This is a genomic window from Modestobacter sp. KNN46-3 (genome assembly GCF_011039295.1).
The window spans coordinates 15,280-32,471 of sequence record NZ_JAAKGN010000039.1 but is presented as its reverse complement, the minus strand read 5'-3'; the positions used below and the strand labels follow the sequence as shown (position 1 = coordinate 32,471).

General features: G+C 74.4%; 16 protein-coding genes. 10 read left to right on the top strand and 6 right to left on the bottom strand.

What is annotated here, in order from left to right:
* A partial coding sequence (locus tag G5C62_RS10980) for a hypothetical protein (protein ID WP_206330582.1) occupies positions 1-237 on the top strand: 237 nt, incomplete at its 5' end.
* A 49-nt stretch (positions 238-286) separates the two neighbouring features.
* Here the strand turns inward: G5C62_RS10980 and G5C62_RS10975 are convergent.
* From G5C62_RS10975 to G5C62_RS10960, 4 genes are read right to left on the bottom strand one after another with little or no spacing between them, the layout of a single operon-like run.
* Complete coding sequence (locus tag G5C62_RS10975) at positions 287-2,038, bottom strand: biotin carboxylase N-terminal domain-containing protein (RefSeq protein ID WP_164700983.1); 1,752 nt, start codon at positions 2,036-2,038, stop codon at positions 287-289.
* Between the two features lie 46 nt (positions 2,039-2,084).
* Entirely contained in the window at positions 2,085-2,687 is a 603-nt protein-coding gene (locus tag G5C62_RS10970) for a nucleoside triphosphate pyrophosphatase (RefSeq protein ID WP_081975158.1), read from the bottom strand.
* Positions 2,684-2,902: an acyl-CoA carboxylase subunit epsilon gene (locus tag G5C62_RS10965; RefSeq protein ID WP_164700982.1), complete on the bottom strand. Its 219-nt coding sequence runs from the start codon at positions 2,900-2,902 to the stop codon at positions 2,684-2,686. The genes G5C62_RS10970 and G5C62_RS10965 overlap by 4 nt, the downstream gene beginning before the upstream one ends.
* Entirely contained in the window at positions 2,902-4,530 is a 1,629-nt protein-coding gene (locus G5C62_RS10960) for an acyl-CoA carboxylase subunit beta (RefSeq protein ID WP_052090700.1), read from the bottom strand. The genes G5C62_RS10965 and G5C62_RS10960 overlap by 1 nt, the downstream gene beginning before the upstream one ends.
* 20 nt (positions 4,531-4,550) lie before the next feature.
* On the opposite strand from G5C62_RS10960, the gene G5C62_RS10955 reads away from it, so the two are divergent.
* The 5 genes from G5C62_RS10955 to G5C62_RS10935 all read left to right on the top strand — a co-directional run bounded on the left by G5C62_RS10955 (position 4,551) and on the right by G5C62_RS10935 (position 11,811).
* On the top strand, positions 4,551-5,378 hold the full coding sequence (locus G5C62_RS10955) for a biotin--[acetyl-CoA-carboxylase] ligase (protein ID WP_164700981.1): 828 nt from the start codon (positions 4,551-4,553) through the stop codon (positions 5,376-5,378).
* 179 nt (positions 5,379-5,557) lie between these two features.
* Positions 5,558-6,952, top strand: a complete 1,395-nt coding sequence (locus tag G5C62_RS10950; RefSeq protein ID WP_164700980.1) for an acyltransferase — start codon at positions 5,558-5,560, stop codon at positions 6,950-6,952.
* A gap of 84 nt (positions 6,953-7,036) precedes the next feature.
* Positions 7,037-7,600 carry a PH domain-containing protein gene (locus G5C62_RS10945; protein WP_036333764.1) on the top strand — a complete coding sequence of 188 codons (564 nt, stop codon included), beginning with the start codon at positions 7,037-7,039 and terminating at the stop codon, positions 7,598-7,600.
* A 105-nt stretch (positions 7,601-7,705) separates the two neighbouring features.
* Positions 7,706-8,854: an exonuclease SbcCD subunit D gene (locus G5C62_RS10940; protein WP_164700979.1), complete on the top strand. Its 1,149-nt coding sequence runs from the start codon at positions 7,706-7,708 to the stop codon at positions 8,852-8,854.
* A complete protein-coding gene (locus G5C62_RS10935) occupies positions 8,851-11,811 on the top strand; it encodes an AAA family ATPase (RefSeq protein ID WP_164700978.1) in 2,961 nt (986 codons plus the stop codon). Before G5C62_RS10940 ends, G5C62_RS10935 begins: the two co-directional genes overlap by 4 nt.
* A 34-nt stretch (positions 11,812-11,845) precedes the next feature.
* On the opposite strand, the gene G5C62_RS10930 is transcribed toward G5C62_RS10935, so the two are convergent.
* The gene (locus G5C62_RS10930; RefSeq protein ID WP_164700977.1) at positions 11,846-12,343 is read right to left on the bottom strand and encodes a GtrA family protein; all 498 of its coding nucleotides are present in this window, start codon (positions 12,341-12,343) and stop codon (positions 11,846-11,848) included.
* Positions 12,344-12,457: 114 nt separating this feature from the next.
* On the opposite strand from G5C62_RS10930, the gene G5C62_RS10925 reads away from it, so the two are divergent.
* The 4 genes from G5C62_RS10925 (at position 12,458) to G5C62_RS10910 (ending at position 15,918) form a co-directional block, all read left to right on the top strand.
* A complete protein-coding gene (locus G5C62_RS10925; protein ID WP_156119021.1) occupies positions 12,458-12,859 on the top strand; it encodes a GtrA family protein in 402 nt (133 codons plus the stop codon).
* 121 nt (positions 12,860-12,980) lie between these two features.
* The gene (locus G5C62_RS10920; RefSeq protein ID WP_036333772.1) at positions 12,981-14,186 is read left to right on the top strand and encodes a 5-(carboxyamino)imidazole ribonucleotide synthase; all 1,206 of its coding nucleotides are present in this window, start codon (positions 12,981-12,983) and stop codon (positions 14,184-14,186) included.
* A gap of 36 nt (positions 14,187-14,222) precedes the next feature.
* Positions 14,223-14,696: a 5-(carboxyamino)imidazole ribonucleotide mutase gene (gene purE / locus G5C62_RS10915; RefSeq protein WP_164700985.1), complete on the top strand. Its 474-nt coding sequence runs from the start codon at positions 14,223-14,225 to the stop codon at positions 14,694-14,696.
* 67 nt (positions 14,697-14,763) lie between these two features.
* Positions 14,764-15,918 (top strand): acyl-CoA dehydrogenase family protein, encoded by a 1,155-nt coding sequence (locus G5C62_RS10910; RefSeq protein WP_036333776.1) that lies wholly within the window; start codon positions 14,764-14,766, stop codon positions 15,916-15,918.
* Positions 15,919-15,951: 33 nt separating this feature from the next.
* Here the strand turns inward: G5C62_RS10910 and G5C62_RS10905 are convergent, their stop codons facing one another.
* Complete coding sequence (locus G5C62_RS10905) at positions 15,952-17,157, bottom strand: CdaR family transcriptional regulator (RefSeq protein WP_036333837.1); 1,206 nt, start codon at positions 17,155-17,157, stop codon at positions 15,952-15,954.
* Between the last annotated feature and the right edge of the window lie 35 nt (positions 17,158-17,192).

Genomic DNA, 17,192 nt, shown 5'->3' with positions numbered 1-17,192 from the left:
CAGCCGTCGGTGTCGTCGAAGGTGCACGTGTACGTGGACGGTCGGGGTGTGGAGTTGACGGCTGATCGGTCGCGGCCGGACATCGGTGCGGCGTTCCCCGGTGCGGGGTCCGCGCACGGGTTCGCGTGGTCGACGACGGTGGCGCCGGGCGAGCACCGGGTGTGCGTGTTCGGGATCGACGTGGACGTCCCGTCCCAGAACTCGCTCCTCGGCTGCCGGACGATCACCACGACCTGATCGACCCGAGCTGGGAGCCCGGTCGGATCGGCGAGCGTGCCGGCCGGGATCAGCCGTCGGCGCTGATCGTGCAGAGGACGGCGCCGCTGGTCACGCTGGCGCCGACCTCGGCGGCCAGCCCGGACACCGTGCCGGCCTGGTGCGCCACGATCGGCTGCTCCATCTTCATCGCCTCCAGCACGACCACCAGGTCACCGGCGGCGACGGTGGCGCCGTCGGTCACCGCGACCTTGACGATCGTGCCCTGCATCGGCGCGGTCAGGGAGTCACCCGACGCGGCTGACCCGCCACCCCCGCTGCGCTTGCGCGGCTTGGCCGCACCGGCGGCCGGCGCCGGCCCGCCCGCGGCCAGCCCGGCGGGCAGCGACACCTCCAGGCGGCGGCCGCCGACCTCGACGACGACGGTCTGCCGCGGCTCGGCCTCGTCGGTCTCCGTGGCGGGGCCGTGGGGCTGCACCTGGTTGTCCCACTCGGTCTCGATCCAGCGGGTGTGCACGGTGAACGGCTCGCTGGTGAAGGCCTCGTCGGAGACGACCGCGCGGTGGAACGGGACGACGGTCGGCATGCCCTCCACGACCAGTTCGTCCAGCGCGCGGCGGGCCCGCTGCAGGGCCTCGGTGCGGGTGGCGCCGGTGACGATGAGCTTGGCCAGCATGGAGTCGAACGCGCCGGCCACCTCGCCGCCGGTCTCGACCCCGGAGTCCCAGCGCACACCCGGGCCCTGGGGGATCTCCAGCCGGGTCACCGGGCCGGGGGCGGGCATGAAGTTGCGGCCGGCGTCCTCGGCGTTGATCCGGAACTCGATGCTGTGCCCGCGCGGGGTGGGGTCCTCGGTGATCTCCAGCGGCAGGCCCTCGGCGATCCGGAACTGCTGGCGGACCAGGTCGATGCCGGACGTCTCCTCGCTGACCGGGTGCTCGACCTGCAGCCGGGTGTTGACCTCCAGGAAGGAGATCGAGCCGTCGGTGCCGACCAGGTACTCGACGGTCCCGGCGCCGACGTAGCCGGCCTCGGCGCAGATGGCCTTGGCCGAGGAGTGGATCCGCTCCCGCTGCTCGTCGGTGAGGAACGGCGCGGGCGCCTCCTCGACCAGCTTCTGGTTGCGCCGCTGCAGCGAGCAGTCCCGGGTGCCGACGACGACCACCGTGCCGTGCGTGTCGGCCAGCACCTGGGCCTCCACGTGCCGGGGCTTGTCCAGGAACCGCTCGACGAAGCACTCGCCGCGGCCGAACGCCGAGACGGCCTCGCGCACCGCGGAGTCGAACAGCTCGGGGATCTCCTCGAGGGTGCGGGCGACCTTCAGGCCGCGACCGCCGCCGCCGAAGGCGGCCTTGATGGCCACCGGCAGGCCGTGCTCCTGGGCGAAGGCGACCACCTCGTCGGCGTCCGCCACCGGGTCCTTGGTGCCGGGCACCAGCGGGGCGCCGGCGCGGGTGGCGATGTGCCGGGCGGCGACCTTGTCGCCGAGGTCGATGATCGCCTGCGGTGAGGGGCCGATCCAGGTGAGCCCCGCGTCGAGGACCGCCTGGGCGAAGTCGGCGTTCTCCGACAGGAAGCCGTAGCCGGGGTGCACGGCGTCCGCGCCGGACCGGCGGGCAGCGTCGATGATCTTGTCGATCACCAGGTAGGACTCACCCGGGGTGTTCCCGCCGAGGGCGAAGGCCTCGTCCGCGGTGCGCACGTGCAGGGCGTCCCGGTCGGGCTCGGCGTACACCGCGACGCTGGTCAGCCCGGCGTCCCGGCAGGCGCGGGCCACCCGCACCGCGATCTCCCCGCGGTTGGCGATCAGGACCTTCTGCACGTTGGTTCTCCTTCAGTGGCGGGGCGGGCTGACGGGTGCCGGGTGGTCAGCGTCGCCAGAGGTCGGTGATCGCCAGGCCGAGCTTGGCGAGCTGGGTGCGCAGCAGCGGCAGTGAGAGGCCGAGCACCGCGGAGGGGTCGCCCTCGATCCGGCGGACGAACGGTGCGCCCAGCCCGTCGAGGGTGAACGCGCCGGCCACGCCCAGCGGTTCACCGGTGGCCAGGTAGGCCTCCAGCTCCGCCGGTGACGGCGCGGCGAAGTGCACCACGGTGGAGGAGACGCCGACGTCGCGCTGGGCCACGCCGCCGTCCCGCACGTCGAAGACCGCCTGCCCGGTGTGCAGGACGCCGCTGCGCCCGCCCATCCGCTGCCAGCGGCTCCGCGCATCGGCGGTGTCGGCCGGCTTGCCGAGCGACTGGCCGCGGAACTCGAGCACCGAGTCGGCGCCGATCACCACCGCGTCGGTCTGGTCCTTGGCGACGACTGCGGCCTTGGCCGCGGCCAGCAGGGCGACCAGCTCGCCGACCCGTGGCGCGGTCACCGCCGTCTCGTCGACGCCGCTGACCACCACCTCGGGGTTCAGCCCCGCCTGGCGCATCAGCTGCAACCGGGCCGGGGACTGGGAGGCGAGCACGAGGCGGCGGCTCATGACGCCCGCCCCGAGGCGCGCCAGCCACCGGGGCCGGCCAGGAGCGGCCGGCGCAGCAGGTCGGCCCGCTCGCGCCACGCACCGACCGGCGCGGGACGGCGCCGCGGACGCCGCTGGGACAGGGCCGCGACGACGACGGTCAGCGCGGCGAGCTCCTCGGCGCTCGGCTCGCCGCGGACCACCTGCAGCAGTGGGGGCTGGGTCTGTTCGGTCATCAGAGGGGGATGTTCCCGTGCTTCTTGGCGGGCAGGGTCTGGCGCTTGTTCGCCAGCAGCCGCAGCGCGCGGACGACGTGGACGCGGGTGTGCGAGGGCGGGATCACCGCGTCGACGTACCCGCGGTCGGCGGCGATGTAGGGGTTGGCCAGCGTGTCCTCGTAGTCGGTGACCAGCTCGGCGCGCAGCGACTCCGGGTCCTCGGCCGCGGCCAGCTCCTTGCGGTAGAGGATGCCGACGGCCCCCTGCGCACCGATCACCGCGATCTGCGCGGTCGGCCAGGCCAGGTTGACGTCGGCGCCGAGGTGCTTGGAGCCCATCACGTCGTACGCGCCGCCGTAGGCCTTGCGGGTGATCACGGTGATCTTCGGGACGGTCGCCTCCGCGTAGGCGTAGATCAGCTTGGCGCCCCGGCGGATGATCCCGTCCCACTCCTGCGAGGTGCCCGGCAGGAACCCGGGGACGTCGACGAAGGTGAGCACCGGGATGTTGAAGGCGTCGCAGGTGCGCACGAAGCGAGCGGCCTTCTCGCTGGCGTCGATGTCCAGCGTGCCGGCGAGCTGGGTGGGCTGGTTGGCCACGACGCCGACCGGGCGGCCCTCGACCCGGCCGAAGCCGGTGAGGATGTTGGGGCCGAACAGCGCCTGGACCTCGAGGAACTCCCCGTCGTCGAGCACGTGCTCGATGACGGTGTGCATGTCGTAGGGCGTGTTGGGCGAGTCCGGGATGAAGATGTCCAGCTCGCGGTCGTCGTCGGTGAGCGCCTCGGGGAGGGCGATGTCGACCGGGGCGACCTCGATCGCCGGCAGGGGGTCGAGGTTGTTGCTGGGCAGGTGCGACAGCAGGGCCTTCACGTAGTCCAGCGCGTCGGCCTCGTCCTCGGCCAGGTAGTGCGCGACGCCGGACTTGGTGTTGTGGGTGCGGGCACCGCCGAGCTCCTCGAGGGTGACGTCCTCCCCGGTCACCGTCTTCACCACGTCGGGGCCGGTGATGAACATCTGGCTGGTCTTGTCGACCATGACGATGAAGTCGGTGAGCGCGGGGGAGTAGACGTGGCCACCGGCGGCGGCGCCCATCACCAGGGAGATCTGCGGGATGACCCCGGAGGCGTGCACGTTGCGCCGGAAGATCTCGGCGTAGAGGCCGAGGGAGACCACGCCCTCCTGGATCCGCGCGCCACCGCCCTCGTTGATCCCGATGACCGGGCAGCCGTTGCGCATGGCCAGGTCCAGCACCTTGACGATCTTCTCGCCGTAGACCTCGCCGAGGCTGCCGCCGAACACGGTGACGTCCTGGGAGAAGACGCAGACCGGCCGGCCGTCGACCGTGCCGTACCCGGTGACGACGCCGTCCCCGAAGGGCCGCTTGGCGTCCATGCCGAAGTTGGTGGAACGGTGCCGGGCGAACTCGTCGAGCTCGGTGAACGAGCCCGGGTCCAGCAGCGCCTCGATCCGCTCCCGGGCGGTCATCTTCCCGGCGGCGTGCTGCTTGTCCACCGCGCGCTGCGACCCGGCGTGCGTGGCTTCCTCCACCCGCCGCTCGAAGTCGGCCAGCTTGCCGGCGGTGGTGTGCAGGTCGAGGTCGGCGGGGACGTGCTCTCCCGCGCTCTCCAGTTCGGCGGCACTCACAGCGCCGTAGCGTAGGTGACGTGCCCGACAGCCCCCGCACCGCAGCTCCTCCCGCCGACCGGCCGGGCCTCGACGCCGCCGCGCTGACCGCCGCCCTCACCCCCGGCAGCGGTCTGTGGCGGGCGGTCGAGGTGGTCGAGGCGATCGGGTCGACGAACGCCGAGCTGGTCGCCCGTGCGGCCGACGGCGCCGCCGAGGGGCTGGTGCTGGTGGCCGAGCACCAGGAGGCCGGCCGCGGACGGCTGGACCGCACCTGGGTCTCCCCGCCGCGGGCAGGGCTGACGGTCTCGGTGCTGCTGCGGCCCGACGTCCCGGCGGCCCGGCGGGCCTGGCTCTCGCTGCTGACCGGGGTGGCGCTGGCCGAGGCGGTCGGGGAGGTGGCCGGCGTCCGCACATCGCTGAAGTGGCCCAACGACCTGCTCGCCGCCGACGGCCGGAAGCTGGCCGGCATCCTGGCCGAGAGCTCGGGCAACGCCGTGGTGGTGGGCGTCGGGCTCAACGTCTCGACCCGCACCGACGAGCTGCCCGACACCGGCACCTCCCTGGAGGTGGTGGGTCAGCAGCCGGTCGACCGGACGGCGGTGCTGCTGGCCTTCCTGCGGGCGCTGGAGCAGCGCTACGCCCGCTGGTCGCAGGTGCTCGGCGACCCGGTCTCCTCCGGCCTCGCCCAGGACTACCTGGCCTGGTGCAGCACCGTGGGGGCCGCCGTCGCCGTGACGATGCCCGACGGCTCGACCCTCGACGGGGTCGCCGAGGCGGTGGACTGGGACGGTCGGCTCGTGGTCCGCACCGACGCGGGGCTCGTGGAGCTCGCGTCCGGCGACGTGCGGCACGTGCGCGGGCGGTGACGGCGCCGGACCCGGTCCGCCGGGTCCGGGGGCTGGTGTGACAGGTGTGCCGACTTGTCGGCTTCGCACAACAGGTGCAGGGCACTTGGTGGTGTCGTCGACTCAACTCGGCGTCATCGGCCGATAACTTTCCGTTCACGGGCTTCCCAGCTGAGGTCGACCATGAACGAAGGACTCCAGTGCCAACTCCAGCGCATGCCTCCCCGGCCGCACCCCGCACCGGACAGAGTGAGATCCGTGCCCTGACCGGTCTGCGCATCATCGCGGCCGGCTGGGTGGTGCTGGTCCACTTCGGCGCCTTCCTGGCCCCGTACACCGACCAGTTCGTGTTCGTGCGGGCGGTCCTCGGGGCGGGCTGGATCGGGGTGGAGCTCTTCTTCATCCTCAGCGGCTTCCTGCTGACCCGCGGTTACCTCGACGAGTGCGGCCGTCGTCCGACCCCGCGCACGGTCGGTCGGTTCCTGTTCAACCGGTTCGCGCGGGTCTGGCCCGCCTGGGCGCTGGTGACGGTGCTGATGGGCGGCTGGCTGTTCCTGGTGCGGGCCAGCGGCCGGACCGCGGACGTCTACACGGTCCACCCCGAGGTGACGGTGGAGGCGATCGCCCGCCAGCTGAGCATGACCCAGATGTGGGGCATGCCGAACATGGTGGGCGCCAGCTTCGTGGCGCCCGGATGGTCCATCAGTGCCGAGTGGACCGCCTACCTCGCGTTCCCCGTGCTCGCCGTGCTGCTGCGCCCGCTGCGCCACCTGCACCCGGTGGTCAACCTCGGGCTGGCGCACGCGGCGGTCGTGCCGCTGGCCCTCGTCGCCTACCGGACCGGGCCGATGGACGCCGACTCGAGCTGGGTCCTCCGGATCGCCTGCGGCTTCCTCGCCGGGGTGTTCGTGGCGCTCGCCCTGCGGGACGTGCGGCCGAGCGCGCGCACGGAGTCGATCGGCCTGGCCCTCTCGGTCGCCAGCATCTTCCTGCTCGTCATGCTCTGCTTCTGGGCCACCTGGCGGCGGGGCGGCGAGCTGGCCGACTACTCGCAGGTGGCCGTGCTGGCCTTCCCCGGGCTCATCGCCGGGCTCGCCCTGACCACCCGGGGACCGGCCCGGCTGCTCGCGACCCCGGCCCTCGTCTACGGCGGCAGGATCTCCTACTGCCTGTACCTGACGCACTACCTGCTCCTCGACGTGATGTGCACCGTGCTGTGGCAGGACCCCGCCCAGCGATGGGTGATGACCCCGGCGATCACCCTGGGCATGCCGTTCCTGCTGCTCGCCACGCTGCCGGTCAGTGCGGCGCTGTACCACCTCGTAGAGGAGCCGGCGCGCCGGGCCCTGGTGGGTCTGCTCCGGCCGGCCCAGCGGCCGGCGGCCAAGGGGCCGGTCCGGGTCGGGGCGTCGGTGCACGTGTTGCCCGTGGTCCCACGCACGGGGCTGCACACCGTCGCCGCGCCGGGCGACCCGAGCCGGCCGCAGGCGCCCCGGACCTCGGTCTCGGCGGCCGTGCCGTCGGTGCCGCACCCCCGCCGGGCGGTCCCGGTGGAGTCGCAGACCGACTGGCTGCCGGCCCAGGTCGGCACCTGATCCTCGGCCCGTCGGCGGAGGGCGTCGGCCCGACACGCGTGCGCAGAGCGGTGACGGCGAGGGCTGGTGCACCATCCTGTCGTCATGGCCTATCCGGACAAGGTCCTGGCCGGCGACGAGGAGGTCGTCCGCCACCTGCACCCGCACTGGCTGACCGTCTTCTGGCCGATCGTGGCGTTCCTGGCGCTGGTCGGCCTGGCCTCCTTCGGCGCCGCCGTCGTCCCCGCGGGGGACCAGCAGGGGACGTACCGGCTGGTCGTCGTCGGCGTCGCCGTCGTCCTCACGGTGTTCCTGGTCGTCGCCCCGCTGCTGCGCTGGCGCACCACGCACTACGTGGTCACCACCCACCGGTTGCTGTACCGGGCCGGCATCCTCTCCCGGCACGGCCGCGACATCGGCCTGTCCCGGATCACCGACGTCTCCTACCGGCAGACGCTGGGGGAGCGGCTGGTCAACTCGGGCACGGTCTCGATCGAGACGGCGGGGGAGGGCGGCCCGACCGTGTTCCGGGCGATCCCGGACAGCGAGGGGGTGCAGCAGCTGCTCAACCAGCTCGTCGAGGAGGACGCCGACCGGCGGGCCCGGGAGAGCGCCGCGTACCTGGGCGAGTACCACCGCGGGGACACGCACCCGACCCAGCAGTTCTGAGCCGTAGGAAGTCCTGGGCCGTAGGAGCGCCTCCGGCGCCGCCGGACCGGTCCGTCACGGCGTGCCTGGACGGTTCTGTCGGAGGGGCCACCTAACGTCCCGGGCATGCGGCTGCTGCACACCTCGGACTGGCACATCGGCCGCTCTCTGCACGGCACCGACCTGCTCGCCGAGCAGGAGCAGGTGCTGGGCGGGCTGGCCGACGTCGTCCGCGCGGAGTCCGTCGACGTGGTCCTGGTCGCCGGCGACGTCTACGACCGCGCCGTCCCCTCGGCGGACGCCACCGGTGTGCTGGACCGGGTGCTGATGCGGCTGCGGAGCGCGGGCGCCCAGGTGGTCCTCACCCCCGGCAACCACGACTCGGCCCGCCGGCTGGGGTTCGGCGCCGGGCTGCTGGCCCGGTCCGGGGTGCACGTCCGGGCGATGACCCCGGCGCTCGACGAGCCGGTGATGCTGGACGACGAGCACGGTGACGTCGCGGTGTACGGCCTGCCCTACCTCGAGCCGGAGGTGGCCCGGCACGAGCTGGGGCTCCCCGACGCCCGCGGCCACGAGGCGGTCGTGGGCGCGGCGATGGACCGGGTCCGGGCCGACCTGTTCCTCCGCCCGCGCACCCGGTCGGTCGTGCTGGCGCACGCCTTCGTCGGCGGCGGGCTCCCCAGCGAGAGCGAGCGGGACATCTGCGTGGGTGGGGTCGACCTGGTCTCCGCCGCGGTCTTCGACGGCATCGACTACGTCGCGCTGGGGCACCTGCACCGGCCGCAGTCGCTCAGCGACCGGATCCGCTACAGCGGTTCGCCGCTCGCCTACTCCTTCGGCGAGGCCGGTCAGCAGAAGCAGGCCTGGCTGGTCGACCTCGACGCCTCCGGGCTGTCCGAGGTGCGGCCGGTCCCGCTCCCGACGCCCCGGCCGCTGACCGTGCTGCGCGGCGAGCTCGCCGAGCTGCTCGCCGACCCGGAGCTGGCGTCGGTGACCGAGCACTTCGTCTCCGCCCAGCTCACCGATGCGATCCGGCCGGCCGACCCGATGCGCCAACTGCAGGGCCGCTTCCCGCACGCCGTGCACCTGGAGTGGGCCGGCACGGGCCCGGCCGGCGATCAGCGCAGCTACACCGAGCGGCTGGCCGGCCGCAGTGACCTGGAGGTCGCCGGCGAGTTCGTCTCCCACGTCCGCACGGTGGGCGCCACCCCGGCCGAGCTCGAGCTGCTGCGCCGCGCGCTGGCCGCGGCTGCGCACGAGGAGGCGCTGGCATGAGGGTCCACACCCTCGCGCTGAGCGCCTTCGGACCGTTCGCCGACCGGGTCGAGGTCGACCTGGACGACGTGGGCCGGGACGGGCTGTTCCTGCTCTGGGGCCCGACCGGCGCCGGCAAGACGACGCTGCTCGACGCGGTGGTGTACGCCCTCTACGGCACCGTCCCGGGAGCCCGGGGCGAGGAGAAGCGGTTGCGCAGCGACCACGCCGCCGAGCAGGTCCGCACCGAGGTGGAGTGCGAGGTCACCCTCGGCGGGGAGCGCTTGCTGGTCACCCGCCGGCCCGAGCAGCAGCGGCCCAAGCGGCGCGGCACCGGCTGGACGACGGAGCAGGCCAAGCTCACCGTGCAGCGCTGGACGGCGGCCGGCTGGGAGCCGGTCAGCACCCGGATCGACGAGGGCTCCGAGCACCTGCGCAGCCGGCTGGGTCTCTCGGCCGAGCAGTTCTGCCAGGTGGTGCTGCTCCCGCAGGGCGACTTCGCACGCTTCCTGCGGGCCGAGCCGGAGGACCGCGGCCGGCTGCTCCGCACCCTCTTCGACGTCGGCCGCTTCGCCCGGGTCGAGGAGTGGCTCGCCGACCAGCGGTCCGTCGCCCGCGGGCAGTGGGACGAGGCGCGGCTGCGGGCCAGCACGCTGCTCGCCCGGGTGGCGCAGGTGGCCGACGTCGACGTTCCCGAGGAGCTGGCCCCGGAGCTGGTCGGTGCCACGCCGCACGCCTCGGCCGGTGCATGGGTGCAGCGCGTCCGGGCGGAGGTCGCCGGCCGGCTCGCCGACCAGGTGATCGAGGCCGAGCGGGCGGCCGCCGAGGTCGAGCGGGTCGACGCCGTGCTGGCCGACGCCCGGGCCGAGCTCGACCGGCACACCCGGCGTGACCGGGCCCGTGCCGAGCTCGGCCGGCTGCAGGCCGAGGAGGCGGAGCTGGTGCCCCTGCGTGCGGCGCTGGACGCCGGTGGCCGGGCAGAGCCGGTGCGGGACGTGCTGGAGGCGGCCGGTCGGGCGGCGCTGGACGCCGAGGGCGCCGCGGGGCACCTGGAGTCGGTCCGCCGCCGCTGGACGGAGGTGGCCGCCGGCCGCCCGGCCGACACCGTGCTGGCGCGGGCGCTGCGCGACGAGGTCGCTGCGCTCCGCGCACTGCTGCCCGACGTCGACCGCGCCGCCGAACTGGCCCGCGTGGTCGGCGAGGCCACTCGCCGGGTCGAGGCACTGCAGACGCGCTGCGCCCAGGACGAGGCGGCCGCGCAGGAGTGGCCGACGCGGCTGGCCGAGCAGGAGGCCGGGGTCGGCGAGGCCGCGGAGGCGGCGTCGAGCCTGCCCGGGCTGACCGCCGCGCTCGAGGGCCGGCGCACCGCCCTCGCCGCGGCCCGGGCCGCCGACTCGCTGGCCGGCCGCCGGGAGCAGCAGCGCGACGACGTCGACGCCGCCCGGGAGGCCTGGCTGGACGCCCGGGAGAAGTGGGGTGACCTGCGCACCCGGCGGCTGGACGGGATGGCCGCCGAGCTGGCCACCGGCCTGGCCGACGGCCAGGACTGCCCGGTGTGCGGTGCGCTGGAGCACCCGCGGCTCGCCCAGCACGACGGCCCACTGGTGACCCAGGCCGACGAGGACGCCGCCCGCACGGCCGCAGAGGAGCGCGAGGCCCGGCTCAGCGTCCTGCGCACCGCCCTCGAGGAGACCGACCGGGAGCTCGCGGTGCTCCGTGCCCAGGCCGGTCCGGAGCCGTTGGCCGACAAGGAGGCCGCCCTCGCCGAGGCCGCTCACCAGGAGGCGCAGGCGCGCACCGCGGCCGGGACCCTGGACGGCGCACGCCAGGCGCTGACCGCGCTGGTGGCCCAGCGGGACGCCGCGCTGGCGGCCGCCGCCACTGCCCGCGAGGAGCTGGCGCGGCTGACCGCCGAGCGCGCCGCGGCGCAGGAGACGCTCGCCACGGTGCAGCAGCGGCTGCGCGCCGCACAGGGGGAGGACCCCGGCATCGCCCCCCGGATCAGCCGCCTCACCACCGAGGCCGAACGGTGCGAGGCGCTCGTGGAGGCCGAGGGCGCCGAACTGCGCGCCCGCACGGCGGCCGACGCAGCTCGTCGGCTCGCCGAGGAACGCGTCGCCGACGCCGGGTTCCCCGATCTGCTGGCCGCCGCGGACGCCCTGCTGGACCGGGCCACCGCCGCGTCGACCGGCCGGCGGGTGGCCGAGCACGACCAGCGGTGGTCGGTGGTCACCGCGACGCTCGCCGAACCGGAGCTCGCCGACCTCGCACCCCGGCCGGACCTGGACGCGCTCACCGCCAGCTGCCGCGGCGCGACCCGCACCCGGGAGGCCGCTGTGGGCGCGCTGGCCGAGGTGCGCCGCTGCGCGGACGACCTGGAGTCCCTCACCGCCGACCTCACCGAGATCGAGGTGGAGCTGGACGAGCGCCGGGCCCACGCCGAGCAGGTCACCGCGCTCGCCGACCTGGTCAACGGCCGCGGGGCCAACACCCTGCGGATGCGGCTGCAGTCGTTCGTGCTCGCCGCCCGGCTGGAGCAGGTCGCGGCCGTCGCCAGTCGGCGGCTGCGGGACATGTCCGGCGGCCGGTACACGTTCCTGCACAGCGACGCCCAGGGGCGGCACGGGGCCCGCGGCGGGCTGGGCCTGGACGTCCTCGACGAGTACACCGGCGTCCGGCGGCCGACCAAGACGCTCTCCGGCGGGGAGAGCTTCATGGCCTCCCTGGCCCTCGCCCTGGGCCTGGCCGACGTCGTCACGGCCGAGAGCGGTGGGGTCCGGATCGACACGCTCTTCGTCGACGAGGGCTTCGGCACCCTGGACCCGCAGTCGCTGGACGCGGTGATGACCGTCCTGGACGAGCTCCGCCGGGGCGGCCGGACCGTCGGCGTGATCAGTCACGTCGAGGAGCTGCGGACCAGGATCAGCAGCCGCCTGGAGGTGATCGCGAGCCGGGAGGGCTCCCGGCTCGCGAGCTGACCGGCTCTGGGTGGACCGGCTCTGGGTGGACCGGTCAGGCGGTGCCGTCGCTGAGCACCGGCTGACGTGGGCCGGTGCGGGCGTGGACGGAGTCGAGGGCCGGGAAGACCCAGCGACGGTAGGACAGGTACCGGATGGCGGTGCCGAGGACGATGGAGGCGATGTTCGCGGCCTGCATCACCAGGGCGCTCTCCTGGTCCAGGCCGTACCGGACCGCGGCGACGATGCTCAGCCCGAGCAGCAGCGTCGCGCCGTTGATCATGGCGAAGAGCGCGTACTCCCGCCCGACCCCGGTGCGCGCCCGATGGGCGAACGACCAGTAACGGTGCCCGAGGTAGGCCACCGTCATCGAGACCAGGGTCGACCCCAGCTTGGCCGTGACGGCGCCCGTGCCCACGTGCGCGTAGAGCAGCTGGAACAAGCCGATGTCGATGAAGAAGCAGATCCCGCCCACGACGCCGAAGGCGCTGAACTCCTTCAGCAGCAGCCGCCACCCTCTGCGCAGGCGGCCACCCGGTGGGTCGAAGGACATGCCTCCAGCCTAGGAGGCCCGCGGAGTCGGGGCCTGTGCTGCGCCGGCGCGCTGGTGCGCCGGGCCGCCTGCGGCCCGACGGGTGGCAGCACCGCGCTGCACTAGCGTGCCCACGTGACCGTCCCACCCCCAGCCCGGCTCCCGCGGATCTCGCCCACGATGGTCCGGTACGTCGGCGTCGGGGTGCTGAGCCTCGTCGTGGACGCCGGGACCCTGTGGCTCCTCTACGACGTCGTGGGACGGTCGCTGTGGCTGGCCACGACGGCGGGCTTCTGGCTGAGCTTCGCGGTCAACTTCATGGCCAACAAGTACTTCACCTTCGGGGTACGCACCGACGGCACTCGCCAACTGCTCCGGTACGGCCTGCTGGTGGTGCTCAACTACCTCGCCAACCTGGGGATCGTGACCGGCCTGGTGGCGGTCGGCCTCCCGGCGGTGCTGGCCAAGGTGATCGCGGTGGCGCTGCTCACCGGGTTGAACTTCTTCGCCTACCGCCACTGGGTCTTCCGTTCCTGAGTGGCCGGGACGCCGGTTCCGTGGACCCGGCGGAGCCCCGGGGCAGCTGGCGGCCCGGATGACCCGGCCGGCGACCCCGGAGGCGTGCCGGGTGGACGAGCGATCTAGCCTTCCGGGCACCATGGGCACTCCCACAGACCGCCGCACCGGACTCCCGGTCGTAGCCATGGTCGGCGGGGGCCAGTTGTCCCGGATGACGCACCAGGCGGCGATCGCGCTGGGCCAGTCGCTCCGGGTGCTGGCCGCCGACCCGGCCGAGTCCGCGGCCCTCGTGGCCGCCGACGTCCAGCTCGGCGACCACAACGAGCTCGCCGACCTCCGCCGCCTCGCCGCGGGCGCCACCGTGGTCACCTTCGACCACGAGCACGTCCCGACCGAGCACCTGCGCGCGCTGGAGGCCGACGGCCACCGGGTCGCCCCCGGCCCCGCCGCCCTGGTGCACGCCCAGGACAAGCTGGTGCTCCGCCGGGCACTGGCCGAGGCGGGGGAGCCGCAGCCGGCCTGGGCCGAGGTCCGCACGGTGCACGACGTGACCGCCTTCGCCGACGGCGTCGGCTGGCCGGTGGTGCTGAAGACCCCCCGCGGCGGCTACGACGGCAAGGGCGTGTTCGTCGTCTCCGGCCCCGACCAGGTCGCCGACCTCCTCGAGCGGCACGGCACCCTGCTCGCCGAGGAGCGGGTGGGCATGGTCCGCGAGCTGTCGGCGCAGGTCGCCCGGTCCCCGTTCGGCCAGGTCGCGGTGTGGCCGGTGGTCGAGACGATCCAGCGGGACGGCGTCTGCAACGAGGTGCTGGCGCCGGCCCCCGGCCTGTCCGAGGAGCTGGCCACCGCCGCCCAGGAGCTCGCCGTCCGGATCGCCGACCGGCTCGGGGTGGTGGGCATGCTGGCCGTGGAGCTGTTCGAGACCGCCGACGGGGTCCTGGTCAACGAGCTGGCGATGCGCCCGCACAACTCCGGGCACTGGACCATCGAGGGCGCCCGCACCAGCCAGTTCGAGCAGCACCTGCGCGCCGTCCTGGACTACCCGCTGGGGTCGACGGCGATGACCGCGCCGGTGGTCGTCATGGCCAACGTGCTCGGCGGCGCCACCGCGGACGAGAGCTGGGACGGGCCCGGTCTGGACGAGCGGGTCCACCACCTGATGGCGCACTGGCCCGACGTGAAGCTGCACTGGTACGGCAAGGGCCAGCGCCGCGGTCGCAAGCTCGGCCACGTCACCGCGCTGGGCGACGACCTGGCCGAGGTGCGGGCCCGCGCGGTGGCTGCCGCCCGCTACCTGGCCGACGGCGTCGTCGACCCCGCGTTCGCCTTCGACACCGAGCACTGAGGAGTGGCCGTGAGCGACCCGATCGTCGGCATCGTCATGGGCAGCGACTCCGACTGGCCGATGATGGAGCCCGCCGCCCAGGCGCTGGCCGAGTTCGACGTCCCGTGGGAGGCGCACGTCGTCTCCGCGCACCGCACCCCGCGGCGGATGCTCGACTACGCCGAGTCCGCTGCGGGCCGGGGGCTGCGGGTGGTGATCGCCGGAGCCGGGGGAGCAGCGCACCTGCCCGGGATGGTCGCCGCAGCGACGCCGCTGCCGGTGATCGGCGTGCCCCGGCCGTTGGACCGGTTGGACGGGCTGGACAGCCTGCTGTCGATCGTGCAGATGCCGGCCGGCGTCCCGGTGGCGACGGTGTCGATCGGCGGCGGGCGCAACGCCGGCCTGCTCGCGGTGCGCATCCTGGCGGCCAGCGACGACCGGTTGCGCGCCGCCGTGGAGCGGTTCCAGGCGGACCTGGCGGCGTCGGTCGTCGCCCGGGACGACGCGCTGCAGCAGCGGATCGCACTCTGACCGGTCACCACCCCGCCGTGGGGTGAGTCGCTTCCCTGGGCAGCCCGGCCGGGCTTAGCATCTACCGGTGGGTAACAACGCCGGGCTGTACGCGCTGACCGAGGAGCACGAGGCGATCCGGGAGGCGGTCCGCGAGATCGCCGAACGGGAGATCGCCCCCTTCGCCGCGGAGGTGGACGCCGAGTCCCGCTACCCGGTGGAGGCGCAGAAGGCGCTCACCGCGGCGGGCTTCCACGCCACGCACGTCCCGGAGGCCTACGGCGGTGAGGGCGCCGACGCGATCGCCACCTGCATCGTGATCGAGGAGGTCGCCCGGGTCGACGTCAGCGCCTCGCTGATCCCCGCGGTGAACAAGCTCGGCTCGGTGCCGGTGATCCTGTCGGCGTCCGAGGACCTCAAGCAGCGGGTGCTGCCCTCGATCGCCGCCGGCGACGCGATGATCAGCTACGGGCTCTCCGAGCGCGAGGCCGGCTCCGACGCCGCGGCGATGCGGACCCGGGCCCGGCTCGAGGGCGACAGCTGGGTGCTCAACGGGACCAAGGCGTGGATCACCAACGCGAGCGTCTCGGAGTGGTTCACGGTCATGGCCGTCACCGACCCGGAGAAGGGCGCCAACGGGATCTCCGCCTTCGTCGTGCACCGCGACGACCCCGGCTTCGCCGTGGGCCCCAAGGAGAAGAAGATGGGCATCAAGGGCTCGCCCACCTGCGAGCTCTACTTCACCGACTGCACCATCCCCGCCGACCGGATCGTGGGAGAGCCCGGCACCGGGTTCAAGACGGCGCTGCGGACGCTGGACTTCACCCGGCCGACCATCGGGGCCCAGGCGGTCGGGGTCGCCCAGGGCGCACTGGACGCCGCGATCGCCTACACCAAGGACCGCCGCCAGTTCGGCTCCGCGGTCAGCGACTTCCAGGGCGTCCAGTTCATGCTCGCCGACATGGACATGAGGATCCAGGCAGCCCGGCACCTGGTGTACGTGGCAGCTGCCGCCGGTGAGCAGGGGCGCCCCGACGTCACCCGGGTCTCCGCTGCGGCCAAGGCCTTCGCCTCCGACACCGCCATGCAGGTGACCACCGACGCCGTCCAGCTCTTCGGCGGGGCCGGTTACACCCAGGACTTCCCGGTCGAGCGGATGATGCGCGACGCCAAGATCACCCAGATCTACGAGGGCACCAACCAGGTGCAGCGCATGGTCATCGCCCGGAGCCTCCTGAGGTAGGTCGCCGGCCGGTCGAGGTCGGCCGGGTCCGGGTCAGGTGTCCAGCGGCAGCGGCCTGGCCGGCCACTCCAGCAGGCGGGCGCCCAGCACGGCGGCGTGCAGGGACAGCCGCTGGTCGGGCCGCCCGACGCTGTAGCCGCTGAGCTCGGCGACCCGGGCCAGCCGGTAGGTGACGGTGCGCACCGAGACGTGCAACCGCTGGGCGGCCTCGGTGGCGACGTTCCCGGCCTCGAAGTACGCCAGCAGGGTCTCCAGCAGCACGCCCGCGCCGTTGCGGCTGCGCTGCAGCGGGCCGAGCACGTCGCCGACCAGGTCCGCGATCGCCGCCTGGTCCCGGCCCAGCACCCGGTAGACCAGCAGGTCGCGGGCGTGCACGACGTCGGTGTCCAGCCCGAGCCGGTCGGCGAACACGAGGGCCTCCCGGGCCTCCTCGTAGGACCGGGCGACGCCGTAGGCGCCGGGGAACGCGCGCCCTGCGGCCACCCGCCAGCGCCGGCCGCCGTCGACCTGGTCGAGCTGGGCACGGATCAGCGCACCGAGGTCCACCGCCCGGGAGGTCACGGTCGCGCTCCCCGCCGGCACGACGACCACCACCCGCGCGTCCTTGGTGGCGACCAGCACGTCCCGGTCGCCGAACCGGTCCACGACGGCCCGCTCCAGTGCGATGGCCGCACGGTCGACCGGCCCCTCGGGCTCCCGCGCCGCGGCGAGGGCCACGTGGTGGGCCTTGCCCAGGTCGATGCCGAAGGGCTCGGCGCGCTGGACCATCCGGGCGACGTCGGCGTCGCCGCGGAGCAGGTCGTCGACGAACCCGCGCCGCAGCGCCTCCTCGTGGCGGATCATCTCCCGCCGCTCGGACTGGTGGCCGTCGACGAGCACCCCGACGGCGTCGTCGAGGACCCGCAGCACCGCCTCGCCGGCCTGGCGCACCTTCTCCGGGTCACTGGAGCGCACCACCGCCGGCAGCTGCCGCCAGAGCCGCCAGGACGCGGACAGGTAGAGGTCCACCGCGCCCCGGGCACTGACACCCTGCGCCGCCGCTCGCCGTCCCAGCTCACGGACCGCAGCCAGCTCCCTCGGCTCCGGACGGCGCCCGTGGATGGCCGCGTCGGCCAGCATCGGCAGGTAGTCGCCGAGCAGGTCCACCGGGGCGGAACAGGCGGCGGCTGCCGACGCCGCCACGGCGTCCAGCCAGTCCTCGCCCGCCGGCCCGTCGCCGGACTGCCGGTCGTCGGTCATCGGCAGGCCTCCGTCTCGCCGGCGTCCCGGACCGG